Raw genomic sequence first — 14,359 nt, 5'->3', positions numbered from 1 at the left:
AAAAATATTAGCACAAAGATGATTTGAATTTTAAAAAATCATCTTTGTGCTTCTTTTCGTATGATTATCTCTTTGGCTAAGGAAACAGCTTCAGCCTCTTCAGTTTTAATACCTTTAAATGATGTTTCTTACCATATCAATGATATAGCGGAAACCCTACCAGTACTTTAAACTTTAATCTGTTATAACTATAGCCATGCCTTTCTATCTATAAAAATAGCTGTGAAGAAACCGATTGTTATAAATCTTCTTCACAGCTCATCTTAATATGTTTTATTTATGTCGTTTGCGTTTGCTGACGTTGTGTTCTCATAAACACAATGACTAAAATAATGTAAATGATTTGCGCGCCAATCGTTTCAAAGCTTGGATAGAATCCGATTACGCTTATAGTTGGTAAGCCCTCAATACTATGTTGCGGTAATGTACCAAGTAATTGAAGTTTTTGAATACTAACACCTAACATTTTGAACGCCATTAAGAAAATAAATATAGAAAGCACTCTGAAAATGTAATAAATTGGTATCAGTTTAACAATAAATCTAAATAACAATGCGAAGATAATAAGGATTACAATGGCTAAGGCAATGCCAATCACAAAGTCTATTGTCTGAATACTGCCTATCATACCCATATAGAAGATAATAACTTCTACACCTTCTCTAAGCACTGAAATTAAACCAATCGTACCTAACAATACTAGGTTGCCGTTGCTAATTGCATTTTGATACATGGACTGAATTAAGTCATTCCAACGTTTTGCACTTGAACGGCGATGCATCCAAATACCTACAATATACATCAAGACGACGGCAATAATGCCTAACGTCGCTTCCATGCCTTCACGTAACAAACCATTATTACCTAAAGTTTGAATAAAGACAACGGCTAAGGCAAGACTTAGAATTAAACCAAGCATCGCACCACCTAGAACACTTGCTGTACCTTTCGTATCTTTCACATTACGTGTCATTGTTGTCAGTGTCATAATGATAAGTAATACTTCAAGACCTTCACGCAAGAAAATAATCATGACATCAACAAAGGAATAACTATCTTTGCCGACCGTATCTTTGATGTCTGAATTAATATCTTGTAGACCTTCTTTAACACGGTCTTTATTACTATCATCTAATATACTTTGATAATAAGGAATCTTATCTTCTATCGTTGTATAGAGTGACGCATTTTTCGTTTGAATTTTACCTTCTACGTAAGGCCAAATTTGAATGAATTTACTTAAAGCATCGTCTGTTAGTTTCAATTGATTATTTTCAATACCTTTAATGGCTTTATCCAATTCATCATTTAATTGTGTCACATTATACTTATCTGAACTTTGATTTGATTGTTTTTGATCAACTTGGTCAATGCTTGTTTTAAAAGTTGTCCAAGCATTTTTAACTTTATTGATATCTAAAGGTTCTTTTTGAACTGCCACACGTAACTGCATCAAGTTCACTTCGATTTGACCATATTTTGAATCATCATAGTTACGGATAACCGTTTCATGACTTGTCCAAATCTGATTCAAACTATTATTTATAGATTGTAACTTTGTCTCATCTTTATCCTTAATTGCCTGTTGCATCTGACTGTCTTTGGCATCTACTTGTTGTTGTAATTCTTTAATTTTTTTCGATGCATCTCCAGAAGATTCAGCATTCTCATAAGCAATTAATGATTTTGTGACTTCAGATAATTTTGCTGCTTGTGACTCAGTTGATGATGTTTTCTTAACTGCTTGCCATTGCTGCTTAACATCTTTCCCCTGTTTCGTATTTTTAATTTTTAATGTATCTAGCTGTTTATCAATATCTTTAATCGCTTGCTTTTTATCTTTATCGCTTTTTGATTTGTCTTCTAAAATTGATTTAGCATCCGTAATAGAAACATAGACATCACTAATCGATGGCTTATCTGCAGCCGCTGAAGGCATAGGCGCAATCCGGAAAGCCATTGTGAGTATAGCTAAAAGAATAACAACCTTAATTAAATAACGTTTCACCAAGGTAGCCTCCTTTTTTCACACCAGGCAACACTAAAAATGTAGCCGATCCTCGATGTGTAATATACTCATTTAGCTTATCCTGATGACCTAGATGGTTTTGAATATCAATAAACTGTTGTGGTGATTTTTGGAAACATATAAACATTAAACCTGTTTCTAATGCACCTGTTTTTTCATTCGTACCGCCTAAATAATTATATGCACGACGTTTGATGGACGTCTTAGCTTCATGTGCCAAACGTGCATGTGCATCTTTAGGAATCACATACTCACCTGAACTATCTTTTGCGTCTAAATCAAGCTCATCAAATTCTTTTTTCCCAGTTAATGGTGCACCTGAACTACGTTTACGACCAAATGTCGCTTCTTGTTCTTCTAAAGCTGTACGGTCCCATGTTTCAATGTGAATTTGAATACGGCGAATAATGCAATAAGTTCCATGCTTTGCCCAACCATCATCAATAAAGACATAGTTTTTATATTCATCACTTTTACGTGGATTGACTGTACCATCTTTAAATGCCATTAAGTTTCTTGGTGTTTCATCTAATTTTCCGGAAACAAAACCAGTTTGTGACCATTTCACTTTAACTAAGTCTCTAAACGGACGAATTAGATTATGTACCGCATGGAATGTCACTTGTGAATCATTAGAGCAAGCTTGAATCATGATATCACCATCACTATACTCATCTTCCAATTGATCATTTGCAAAATGAGGTAAATCTTTAAAGTCTTTAGGTATCTTAGATGATAGACCTACTTTCTTTAAAAATGATTTACTAACACCGTACGTGATTGTTAACTTACTTGCACCTAAGCCAATCGATTCACCTGTATCTGCTGGAGGTAACAACGTATTATGACTTCTATCCTTTTCAACTGGTTCGCCTTCAGTTAGACTTACCGTCATATCCGTCCATTTTTGAAACATTTTCTTAATTTCTGCTTTATCACGAGATTTAAGTTCTAATGCTACAAAATTACATGTCTTTTGTGTTGGCGTTGTTATACCAGCTTGAACCTTGCCATAGAATTCAAAAGCATCTTTCTCTTTATCTTCTGGCGTATCAAACATTGACTTAAATGAAAATACACTACCTGCACCACTTGCGCCGATGACGACACCCGCGCCACCAATTCCTAACATTTTTAAGAAGGAACGTCTTGAGACTTGTCCTTTTTGTTGTTCGTCTTGATTACTCATTCTGTAATCACGGCCATTTTACTCAACGGTTCCCCTAATGCATTCACTGCATCTGCTAACGCTTTTCTATCTGCTTTAGAAACATCACCATATGGTTTATAGCCGTCACCGTCTTTATATTTGTCTAACAGTTTGTTCACTTTATCAAAGTTCTTTTGAATATCTGCTGATAACTTTTTATCTTTTTTATTTAATTCTGGTTTAAATAGTGTATAAATTTTTTGTGCACCTTCAATGTTGGCTTTGAAGTCATATAAGTCAGTATGAGAATAAATTTCTTCTTCACCAGTGATTTTAGATGTTGATACTTCATTAAGTAAATCCACAGATCCTTGTAACATTAATTTAGGTGTGATTTTTAATGTGTCTGCTTTGGCATCTAACTCTTTGGCATCTTTCAACAATTGATCAGCATCTTTTTTCGTTGTTGCATCAATTTTATTATCTTGGTATAACGATCTTTCAATCTTATGATAACCCGTCCATTTATCTTCCTTTTTCTCTTCTTTCATATCAGCGAGACGTGCATCGATTTTCGGATCTAAATCACCAAAAGCTTCTGCTACAGGTTCTGAACGTTCATAATACATACGTACTTTAGGATATAGCGATTTTGCTTTTTCCATATCATCATTCTTCACTGCATTAACAAAATCTGTTGTCCCTTTTAAAAACTTATCTAATTGTTTATCTGTATACTTTTCATATTCTTTAGTAGCTTTTTTCAACTCTGCTGTGTTATTGCTTTTGCTACTCTTATTTTTAGAATGTGAATCCTGTCCGCCATCTTGGCTACCACATGCTGCTAATAGTAATGACGAAGCTAATAATATTGTTGGTAGTTTTTTCAAAATAATCACCTCAAGTATGTTATGAACAATCATCAAACCATTGTACAACCGTTCTAAATGAGAATAACTAATGCTAAGATTTGCTTATTTAATAATTGTTATAGTAGTATTTCTCACTAGAAAATAAAATGTATGCACACAATTGATAATCATTATCAAACTAATTATAGATTGCCCATGAATTCATGTCAATGCCCATAATAATAGTGATATATTGAAATATTTTTTTATTATTTTAATCATCAAAAATATTTGATGTATTGCTATTTGTATAAGAAAAATTGAATTAGGGTAAATAATGATAATGACGTTGTACAACAATCTAAGGAGGCAAACATACAGATGACGCAACAATTTAACGCTTTCCAAGTAACTCAAGATGATGATGGTAAGGTTCAAGGTGACTTTATACAGTTAACTAACGACGACCTACCAGAAGGTGACGTATTAGTCAAAGTGCAATACTCAAGCATTAATTACAAAGATGCCCTTGCCACACAAGACAATAACGGAGTAATTAAAAATTATCCAATGGTACCAGGGATCGATTTAGCTGGCACCATCGAACATAGCGATGACCCACGTTATTCAAAAGGTCAAGAAGTGATTGTCACAAGCTACGATTTAGGTGTTAGTCACTTTGGAGGATTTAGTGAATATGCTCGAGTGAATTCAGACTGGATTGTACCGCTACCCGAACATCTTACATTGGAAGAAACCATGATTTATGGTACTGCTGGTTATACTGCCGGATTAGCCATCGAACGCCTAGAAAATCAAGGCATGACTATTGAAGGCAAAGAGGTACTTGTAAGAGGTGCTTCAGGTGGCGTTGGCTCACTCGCTGTCATGATGCTTAGCACACTTGGCTATCAGGTCATTGCCAGTACAGGAAATCATGAATCTAAAGAACGATTAACGCAGTTAGGTGCCACAAAAATCATTGACCGTATAGAACAGGACGACCAAAAGTCACTTGCCAGTCGCACTTGGCAAGCAGCTGTGGATCCAATTGGTGGCGAAGGCCTATCTTACGTACTCAAACGCTTAGATTATGGAGGTAGTCTCGCCCTAATTGGCCTAACAGGTGGTCATCATTTCGATAGTACCGTTTTCCCATTTATTTTACGTGGTGCTAATATACTAGGTATCGATTCCGTCTTTACACCTATGAAAGTCAGAGAGCGCGTATGGCGTCGCTTAGCCACTGATTTAAGACCAGACCAATTGCATGATATTAAAACAAGCATTGCCTTTAAGGACCTACCGACATATTTAGACAAGATTATTAACCATCGACAAGCAGGACGTGTTGTAATCGACTTTAATAAATAAACAAAATACGACTAGGACATAGAGAAATTTTTGTTTTATTACTGTATCCAAATAAAGCAATTTGATACCCATTAAATCGTTTCTAAAATCATTTAAAAATAGTACCATTTGGAATATATTTGACATAACATTTGCTATTTCTTGCATTTCTTTAATAATATAATTTGTTCTATTTATCGCTTTAATTCTAGGAATTATGGTAGTCACTAAAAAAAGAGACTAGAAAAATTATCGAATACACGACAAAAGGAAACTCATCTTTGAGTTTCCTTTTGTTGGCATAGCAGCCTTTATAGATAATGCTTTTTAAAAAAAAGATTTCTTAAAACAATAACATTCATCACATTACTTATTCTTATAAAGTTTAAATGCACCATAAATAGAAGTATTGACAATTACAGGTAATAAGCAATACAAAAAAATAATAAATAAATTCCCTTCGGCTTTCCAAATGAAAAAGAATAAAATCATCAAAAAAATACTAATAAACAACCCTAAAATTGGTAAGCTTTTTATATATTTTTCTAAATTTTCATTCATCGGAAACTCCTTATATCTTGCAACATTATATTAATAATATTATTCATGTACTTTTAATGAGCATATAACACTTTTATATAGTTTTCAAATATTAACTCAGACAAAAATAATATCTTAATTAAATTAAGTAAAAAGATAAACTGAAAAAAGTCTTAAAAAATAAATCTAGACAATAAAAATCAAAACTTAAATATACAACTACTTACTCAAATAGAAAAAGCACAAAGATGATTTAAAATAAAAAATCATCTTGGGGCTATTATTTTGACATTTATGCCATGGACTTTCTTAACTATTATATTGTCAGTAGTTGAGTGGTCTGACATACAAATTTAAAAATGCATTCCGGTTCCCCTTGCTGTTGTATCAATAAACCTTATACATGCCACCAGACTTCGGTTCAGTTGAAGTAAAACCAAATTGCGCATACAATTGGTCTGCCGGATAATCAGCAATTAAACTAACATAAGTACCTTGTTCAGCAATACGATCTATATAAGACATAATTTCTTGTAAAATACATTTACCAAAGCCTTGCCCTTGGTATAAAGGTCGCACTGCAATATCAACTATTTGCAATGCAGTGCCACCATCACCAATCACACGTCCCATGCCGACAAGCGTCGCTTCATCATACAATGTTACATTAAAACAAGCATGAGGTAATCCTTTTTGAGCTGCAGCTTCAGATTTTGGGCTCATTCCCGCCTCGACACGTAGTGCGCAATAGTCTTGTACTGATGGAGATTCATAACTTACTCTAACCATGGTTCCACCCTTTTCCTAATTATAAATATTGTGCAAGAATAGACTGATTCGCTGCTTTAAAAATGTCATTATGACTAGACACATAACCTTCATCACTTGCTTCAGGTTCAATATATGTTTTAGCTAAATTCGCAGCATTACCCGCATCACTAAACGCACTGGCAATTAAATGCACTTTCGCATCATGATGAACAATATCGCCACACGCAAAAATACCTGGAATATTTGTCGTTGTATTACCAAAGCCTTTAACACGATAATCGTCATACCGTTCTAGCTTTGAAGTACAATCTGTTAACAGTGGATTTTCATGGTCAAAACCATGACTAATAATGACATCATCAAAACGATGTGTTTCAGTATCCCCTGAATCCAAATGTTCCAAACACACTTTATGGATACGCTGATTCTTATCATCACCAATCAATTGCTTAATTTGCGTCCGTGGCATCAGTGTTACACCACGCTCTGTTAAAACGGAATGCATCACTTCATAACCCGACGTTTCCATTTTACGATAAACCACCGTCACACGCTTCGCAATCGGTGCTAAATCACGTGCCCAATCTAATGCAGTATTACCGCCGCCAGAGATAAGAATCTCTTTGTCTTTAAATTTACTTAAAGATTGAACAACGTAATGCAAATTCGTTAATTGATAACGCTCTGCTCCACTAATTTCTAGTGGTTTAGGATTAATAATTCCGCCACCAATCGCAAAAATAACTGCCTTAGACTCAAATACATCCCCAGTCGCCGTTTCTACCTCAAAATGACGTTCAGCACGTTTGCGAATATCAACAACACGTGTTTGCAAATTAACAAGTGGATTAAAATATAAACCTTGCGCAATCATATCTTCAATAATTTGATAGCATGGCTTCGGCGCAATACCACCAATGTCCCAAATGATTTTTTCGGGGTAAAGCTGCATCTTACCACCCAGCTTATCTTGTACATCAATGATTCTGACCGACATGCCTCTTAATCCAGAATAAAAACTTGCAAATAAATCAGCAGGACCGCCCCCAATAACGATTACATCCTCCATACACGAATCCTCCTCATATATTTAAAACATGATATCTTTTAATTGATAAACATTATCATTATATGAGGACAATTATACTACAGTTAGAAAACATGTTGAAAAGAAAGCGCTTAAGTTTCTGGACAAATGTATTGGCGGCTATATAAGCGTAGCATCTGGGGCATCATTATGTTTTAAGCTCTGAACTCTATGTTGGCAGTAGCTGGCTGGATTGAAAATGGCTGGATACCAAGCTTTTTTCAATCCTAGTCAACCTTGCCAGGGCGGAACTACGAATTCATAATGAATGCTGTCCCGCGCCTTACAATGTCTTTAAATATGTCCTTGTTTATCAACAGTTTTAATAAATGCGATAATGCCTTCATATATTCCAATCACACCTGGTATTCCAGTCCAACAAAATAATAAATATAAAACCGCCTTACCATTTTGCTTTCTATAAAATCGATGTGCCCCAAAACTACCTAAGAAAAATGCTAGTGCTGCATAAACATATTTGTTCACAATCATCTCTTCTCCTTTAACCAAAAAGTTTAAAGAAACGTTGAAAAGTTTAGTCATTTCCACTAAAGAATGTATATCTGGTAAATTTACTTCTCTTTCCCAATTTGAAATAGAATGACGAGAAACATTAAGGTATTCTGCTAATTTCTCTTGAGACATCCTTTTAGACTTCCTTAATATTCTAATTCGTTCTCCTACATGACTAAATTTCAAATCAATCCGCTCCTTTACGCACTCATCATAGGGTTAAATTGTATTTTACTCTAGCGAAAATTATGAACAAATCACATTTTTCTGCTTAAATAATTAAGAAATAGATAATTATCCACTTCAAGACTACCCGCATTAACAAGAATGACTATATTTAATTGCTTTTTTTAAAATCAAAAAGATTGCCATTAAAAATATCAACATTGAAATCACTGACGCACTATTACCATAGGCACCACCCGTTATCCAGATGTTTTTAGTTTCTACAATATATTGAACAATACCGTATTGCTCATTATTTGTTGAAATATGACACAAATCTGATAAGTTCCAGCAAATATGCAGACAGGCACTCGCCCAAATTGATTGATACTTATAAGCAATTAGGCCGTAAAGTATACCAGCAATCGTGCCACTTGTTAAAAGTAATATTAGACTTACCCCAGACATCCCGCCATTAAATAAATGTACCACTGCGAATAATACAGAGGAAATCATGATTGCAGTGGTAATATTTGTTTGCTTTTCAATATAGCCCATGAGTAAACCTCTAACTAATATTTCCTCGGCAATCGGACTGAAAATACCCCCAAGAAAGATAATTTCAAACAGCATATTACAATAGTCAATTGGATTAGCTATTCTTGTAACAACAAAACTTCCTGGGATAAATATGATGCATATAAGAATCACTATAACAGGGATACTTAAACCTATGACTATAACATCGAGTGATAACTTAAATCTGGTCAATCGATAGTCCCTGAGTTCTTGTTTCAAACCTTTCTGAATAAACCATGTGATAAGTAAAAATGTGATAACAGCATATGTGAGCCCATGGAGTATTGTTTCAACCGCCTTTAAGTCTAACAAATGCCATAAAATTGCAACGTTTTGTGCCACAACTGTAATCACAAATGTAAGTATAATAATTCCAAATATTTTTGCTGACTTTATTAAAATATTCATGTGTTTCCTCCTAAATTTGTGTAGGAAACCTAAATGATTAACCTGCGAATATTTGAGATAAAGTACCACAAACTATAACAACGATAGCTAAGACAAACCACCATTTCTGTGACAAGAAGTCCCAAAAATTTAAATGATCCGTACCCGTCTCATTTAACTCCTTAGTGAAATTACTCATATTTTCTCCAGTAAGTAATTCATCTGTCGTAATATTAAACATTTGTGCCAAATTAACAATCATTTGCGCATTAGGTTCAATTGAGCCCTGTTCCCATTTAGAAACCGTTTGTCTCGTTGTATGTAATTCAGCAGCAAGTTGATCTTGGGTTAAACCTTGCTCTTTTCGATACTTCTTAATTTGTTCCGCAAGTTTCATATGATTGGTCACCTCTCTTTAAACTTAGCAAGTTTATCTGTAATTATCTGTATTCAAATTGACGCATTCGCGCACCAATTCATTACATTCTGTCTCCAAAATTTAGCATACCATGTTATCAGTACATCTTTATGTTGTTTTGATTGAACTTATATTTCATTTTACTAAAAAACAAATCAAATCACTATCTTTATTATTTTAAATTCTAAGGCAAATGAAGTTTGTCAGTTTTATACAATTTTGTAGATAAAAAATCCCACTATCAAGATGTAATTTCAACACCATTTTAGAGGGATATTTTTGAATTAGCACTAAAATTTCGATTCTTTTCTTAGTAAATCGTATAAAAAATTACTTAATATATTTAAAGGAACACTAAGAATCAAAGAAACTATTAATGTGTTCATAACATCTCCCCCATTTCAAAATTATATTTTTTTTATTATAATTTAATTGTACTTAGTAGATTTATTTAAAAATAGATGAAGAAAAAAATTCGGCAAAGGGTATAATGTTATGATTATAGTAAATAGTAACAAAGAAGAGAGATACTTCAATTTCGATTATTGGATAGAACAAAAGTTTTCTTACGAAGATATTGATTGTTTACAAGAGGCTGCTTCTCTAAATAATAAAGAAAAAAACTTATTAGATGAATTAAACAGGTTTTATGCTACAAATATATTAGAACGCTGGTATTCTTTAAAAGAAGCTACATATATCATTAATAACTTTGAATTTATAGGTTATACCAAAATTGATGAGCCACAGACTAATTTCAGCATAGATTATGTTAAAAATATTAGCAATAAGATAATTAATTTAACAGAAAATGACACTAGATTAAGTAAACCTAAAAAAAAGAAATTTTTGAAATTTGATCAAATGAGTTATGTTAATATGACAATGATTAACAGAATTATTGAACATAGACAAAGAAAAGAAAGTAAGATAAAAAATATACAAACGCGAAGAGATGTGTTCAACATTTCATATTCAGATATCAGAAACTATGTGAACAAAAATAATCTCATCATTAATACTAATAGTTTGATAAACTATATTAAAATAAATAACTCTAATCAAATTAAAGCTATAGATATGTCTATTTTATTCACAAACAAACTATCTTTAATAAAAAGCGAAATAAGAACTTGTCGTAAAGATATAGAAGATTTGAATAGTAATAATAATATTCCTAGACATGAAAAAGTAGAAATGACAAAATCCAAATATGTTGAGCTCTTATTAAAGATCAAAAATTATGAAATTCCGATATTAAAATTCAATGAAATACTCACTCTTTTCAGTGAATATGAATCAAACTACCGTAAACATAATTTTTACTATACACAAATCATTCAAAAAAAATCAGCATATCTATTATCTTTATTTGACTGGAGTAGACCACAAATTAAAAATAAATTAATAGACATAGAACCAGTCGCTAAAAATGATACAAAACTTGATAGTATAGTAGATTGGATATACCAAGGAAAAATCAACACACATGGAGCTAAAACCCTTATTATTAAAGAATTAAATGAAGCTAAAAAAATATATCTAGAAAAGTTATTATTATATGAATATGTACAATTACATACACAGTTAAAACGTATCGTCTCACTACAAAATTTTATTTAAACACTCTGAAATTAAAATTATAGAACTTTCCTTCTAAATATTGTGCTATATTTAAAGAAACTACTAATTTTTGGGTGATTTGATGAGTTATCAAGGAGAATTAGCATTAGAAAATGATGTTATCAAGCAGTTGGAGTCTCAAGGCTATGAAAGAATTATATTAAGAAATCATGAGCAGCTTGTAGAGAATTTCCGCCAAATCTTAAATGAACGTAATAAAGAAAACTTAAAAAATAGACCACTTTCTGATACCGAGTTTGCACGCTTAATGACAGATATTAGCGATAAAAGTGTCTTTGATAGTGCGATGCAGTTACGTGACAGTTACACATTAGAACGCGATGATGAATCTAAAGTTTATCTATACTTCTTAGATACAGAACACTGGTGTCAGAATAAATTCCAAGTAACGAACCAAGTGACTGTGGACGATAAATATAAAGCACGTTATGACGTAACGCTATTAATCAATGGGTTGCCTTTAGTTCAAATTGAATTGAAACGTAGTGGTATCGCAATTAGTCAAGCATTTAATCAAATTGAACGTTATCGCAAACATAATTATCGTGGCTTGTTCCGCTTCATACAGCTCTTTGTAGTAAGTAATAAAAAAGAAACACGTTATTATGCCAATAGTGATAAAGAGATATTCAAGAGTTTAATGTTCTATTGGAGTGACAAAGATAACCGCCGTATTAATAATTTGAAAGAATTTATTCAAGAATTTCTTGATCGTTGTCGCATTGCTAAGATGATTAGTCGCTATATGATAACGAATGAAACAGATAAATTGCTTATGGCATTGCGTCCTTATCAAGTCTATGCAGTTGAATCATTACTTAATCGTGCCACTGAAACCAATAATAATGGTTATATTTGGCATACAACTGGTAGTGGTAAAACACTGACTTCCTTTAAAACAAGCCAAATACTGTCCAAAGATCCAAGTATTAAAAAAGTTATTTTCCTAGTCGACCGTAAAGATTTGGATAGTCAAACACTTGCAGAATTTAATAAATTTCAAATGGATTCTGTTGATTTAACAGATAATACACATAAATTGCTGAAACAACTCGATGACCCATTCCAAAAGCTTATTGTTACAACTATTCAAAAGATGGCGAATGCTGTTAAATCGGGTGCTAACATTATGGATAAATATCAGCAAGATAAAGTCATCTTTATCATTGACGAATGCCATCGTACCCAATTTGGAGAAATGCATCGCTTAATTAGACAACACTTTAAGCAAGCGCAATATTTTGGATTTACTGGTACGCCCCGCTTTGAAGAAAATGCCAGTCTAGATGGTCGAGCTACGGCAGACATTTTCGAAAAATGTTTACATACGTATTTAATTAAGGATGCTATTCGTGATGGTAACGTGTTAGGTTTCTCTGTAGAATATATCAGTACATTTGCCAATGCAATCCATGACATGGATGAATCTTACGTATCTAGCATTGATGAAAATGAACTCTGGATGGCTGATGACCGACTAAACATGATTGCTAAGCATTTGGTGGCCAATCATCATAAAAAGACGCGTAATCAAATGTACACGTCTATCTTGACAGTTCAAAGTATTCCGATGGCTATTAAATATTATAAAATTTTCAAGCAACTTAAAGACGCAGGTCAACATCATCTAAATGTCTCAACCATCTTTACTTATGCTGCAAATGAAGATACACAAGAACAAATCGATAAAGTACATACTAAAGAAGAACTTGAACAAGTGATGTGTGATTATAATCAAATGTTTGATAAAAACTTTAGTCTAGACACGTTTGACGGTTTCTTTAATGATATTTCAAAACGTGTGAAACAAGGTAATCCGGCTGAACGCCTAGACATATTAATTGTCGTTGATATGTTCTTAACTGGTTTCGATAGTAAAAAGTTAAACACGCTATACGTTGATCGTAATTTAAAATATCACGGCTTAATTCAAGCCTATTCACGTACAAACCGTGTTGAAAAGGAGACCAAACCCTACGGCAACATTGTATGTTATCGCAATCTTAAAGATAATACGGATAAAGCCATAGAACTCTTTTCTCAAACTAATGATACAGATACAGTATTAAGCCCGTCATTCGATGTCTTATTATCTGATTTCAAGCATGTACTTACCCAATTACTTAACGTAGTTCCTACGCCTGATGATGTAGATAACCTAGAGCGAGAAGACGATCAACTCGACTTTGTACTCGCATATCGTGCCGTAGCGAGCTTGCTGCAAAGGTTAAAGACCTTTGATGAATTTGAATTTACTTCTGACCTTCTTGGCATTAGTCAACAGACATTTGAAGATTACCAAGGTAAATATTATGCCATTTATGACAAAGTCAAAGGTCAACGTCAAAGTGAAAAAACATCCGTGTTAGATGATATTGATTTCAAAATTGAAATTTTAAGAAATGATATGATTAATGTTCAATACATTCTTGATTTACTAAACAATATTGATTTAACGGATAAAGCTCAAACCGAACGCGTGCGTAAACAAATCAAACAGTTATTAAGCAAGGCAGATGATGACAAATTACGTCTAAAAGCAGAACTGATTCGTGAATTCTTGGATAAAGTTATCCCTCACCTAGATAAAGATGCCGTGATTGAAGATGCTTACTTTAACTTTGAAGAAGAAGTAAAAGAACAGGAAATTCAAGAATTTGCTAATGACAAAGCATACCCTATCGACTTACTTAAAGAAGTCATTAATGAGTATGAATTTAGCGGGCAACTTGATAATAACTTTGTCGAACAAGGTATTACAGGTGGTTTACTCGTCCGCACACAGAAAATTGAAAACGTTAAATCATTCGTTCAAGAAACAGCAGAAAAATATGGTGCAGCAAATTAAATAAGTTAGGCGGCATACCGCTTA

General features: G+C 33.2%; 12 protein-coding genes. 3 read left to right on the top strand and 9 right to left on the bottom strand.

The features are described 5' to 3' along the window. Window positions 1-277 precede the first annotated feature (277 nt). Genes HMPREF2597_RS05285 through efeO form a run of 3 tightly spaced genes read right to left on the bottom strand, consistent with a single transcriptional unit; the run spans window position 278 to window position 4,069 of the window. On the bottom strand, window positions 278-2,008 hold the full coding sequence (locus tag HMPREF2597_RS05285; protein ID WP_002478757.1) for an FTR1 family protein: 1,731 nt from the start codon (window positions 2,006-2,008) through the stop codon (window positions 278-280). After that, the gene (efeB, locus tag HMPREF2597_RS05280; protein WP_037545176.1) at window positions 1,989-3,218 is read right to left on the bottom strand and encodes an iron uptake transporter deferrochelatase/peroxidase subunit; all 1,230 of its coding nucleotides are present in this window, start codon (window positions 3,216-3,218) and stop codon (window positions 1,989-1,991) included. Before efeB ends, HMPREF2597_RS05285 begins: the two co-directional genes overlap by 20 nt. Then, entirely contained in the window at window positions 3,215-4,069 is an 855-nt protein-coding gene (gene efeO / locus HMPREF2597_RS05275) for an iron uptake system protein EfeO (protein WP_002478755.1), read from the bottom strand. Before efeO ends, efeB begins: the two co-directional genes overlap by 4 nt. 342 nt (window positions 4,070-4,411) lie before the next feature. On the opposite strand from efeO, the gene HMPREF2597_RS05270 reads away from it, so the two are divergent. Then, entirely contained in the window at window positions 4,412-5,404 is a 993-nt protein-coding gene (locus tag HMPREF2597_RS05270; RefSeq protein WP_002478754.1) for an acrylyl-CoA reductase family protein, read from the top strand. A 345-nt stretch (window positions 5,405-5,749) separates the two neighbouring features. Here HMPREF2597_RS05270 and HMPREF2597_RS05265 read toward each other — a convergent pair whose 3' ends face one another. From HMPREF2597_RS05265 to HMPREF2597_RS05240, 6 genes are all read right to left on the bottom strand, one after another. Then, window positions 5,750-5,944 (bottom strand): hypothetical protein, encoded by a 195-nt coding sequence (locus tag HMPREF2597_RS05265; RefSeq protein ID WP_002460200.1) that lies wholly within the window; start codon window positions 5,942-5,944, stop codon window positions 5,750-5,752. Window positions 5,945-6,310: 366 nt separating this feature from the next. Next, entirely contained in the window at window positions 6,311-6,712 is a 402-nt protein-coding gene (locus tag HMPREF2597_RS05260) for a GNAT family N-acetyltransferase (RefSeq protein WP_002478753.1), read from the bottom strand. A 19-nt stretch (window positions 6,713-6,731) separates the two neighbouring features. Then, a complete protein-coding gene (locus tag HMPREF2597_RS05255) occupies window positions 6,732-7,763 on the bottom strand; it encodes an NAD(P)/FAD-dependent oxidoreductase (protein ID WP_070817221.1) in 1,032 nt (343 codons plus the stop codon). Window positions 7,764-8,075: 312 nt separating this feature from the next. Continuing rightward, a complete protein-coding gene (locus HMPREF2597_RS12395) occupies window positions 8,076-8,480 on the bottom strand; it encodes an NINE protein (protein ID WP_002492278.1) in 405 nt (134 codons plus the stop codon). Between the two features lie 132 nt (window positions 8,481-8,612). Next, window positions 8,613-9,446: a CPBP family intramembrane glutamic endopeptidase gene (locus HMPREF2597_RS05245; RefSeq protein ID WP_002478751.1), complete on the bottom strand. Its 834-nt coding sequence runs from the start codon at window positions 9,444-9,446 to the stop codon at window positions 8,613-8,615. 37 nt (window positions 9,447-9,483) lie between these two features. Continuing rightward, window positions 9,484-9,822, bottom strand: coding sequence for a helix-turn-helix domain-containing protein (locus tag HMPREF2597_RS05240; protein ID WP_002478750.1), 339 nt, complete (start codon window positions 9,820-9,822; stop codon window positions 9,484-9,486). Window positions 9,823-10,338: 516 nt separating this feature from the next. Here HMPREF2597_RS05240 and HMPREF2597_RS05235 point away from each other — a divergent pair. Next, window positions 10,339-11,466, top strand: a complete 1,128-nt coding sequence (locus tag HMPREF2597_RS05235; RefSeq protein WP_002478748.1) for a hypothetical protein — start codon at window positions 10,339-10,341, stop codon at window positions 11,464-11,466. Window positions 11,467-11,548: 82 nt separating this feature from the next. After that, the gene (locus HMPREF2597_RS05230; protein ID WP_002478747.1) at window positions 11,549-14,335 is read left to right on the top strand and encodes a type I restriction endonuclease subunit R; all 2,787 of its coding nucleotides are present in this window, start codon (window positions 11,549-11,551) and stop codon (window positions 14,333-14,335) included. The last annotated feature ends 24 nt before the right edge of the window (window positions 14,336-14,359 follow it).

Source organism: Staphylococcus sp. HMSC063A07 (genome assembly GCF_001836955.1).
Taxonomy (GTDB): domain Bacteria; phylum Bacillota; class Bacilli; order Staphylococcales; family Staphylococcaceae; genus Staphylococcus; species Staphylococcus lugdunensis.
Note: the sequence above shows the minus strand (reverse complement) of the source record. Positions and strands in the feature narration are given on the sequence as shown.

What these genes read in the sequence shown, in the direction of transcription:
- HMPREF2597_RS05235 (WP_002478748.1), top strand. Translation starts at nt 10,339, where the DNA reads ATGATTATAGTAAATAGTAACAAAGAAGAGAGATACTTCAATTTCGAT.
- HMPREF2597_RS05255 (WP_070817221.1), bottom strand. Translation starts at nt 7,763, where the DNA reads ATGGAGGATGTAATCGTTATTGGGGGCGGTCCTGCTGATTTATTTGCA.
- efeB (WP_037545176.1), bottom strand. Translation starts at nt 3,218, where the DNA reads ATGAGTAATCAAGACGAACAACAAAAAGGACAAGTCTCAAGACGTTCC.
- HMPREF2597_RS05245 (WP_002478751.1), bottom strand. Translation starts at nt 9,446, where the DNA reads ATGAATATTTTAATAAAGTCAGCAAAAATATTTGGAATTATTATACTT.
- HMPREF2597_RS05230 (WP_002478747.1), top strand. Translation starts at nt 11,549, where the DNA reads ATGAGTTATCAAGGAGAATTAGCATTAGAAAATGATGTTATCAAGCAG.
- HMPREF2597_RS05260 (WP_002478753.1), bottom strand. Translation starts at nt 6,712, where the DNA reads ATGGTTAGAGTAAGTTATGAATCTCCATCAGTACAAGACTATTGCGCA.
- HMPREF2597_RS05240 (WP_002478750.1), bottom strand. Translation starts at nt 9,822, where the DNA reads ATGAAACTTGCGGAACAAATTAAGAAGTATCGAAAAGAGCAAGGTTTA.
- HMPREF2597_RS05270 (WP_002478754.1), top strand. Translation starts at nt 4,412, where the DNA reads ATGACGCAACAATTTAACGCTTTCCAAGTAACTCAAGATGATGATGGT.
- HMPREF2597_RS05265 (WP_002460200.1), bottom strand. Translation starts at nt 5,944, where the DNA reads ATGAATGAAAATTTAGAAAAATATATAAAAAGCTTACCAATTTTAGGG.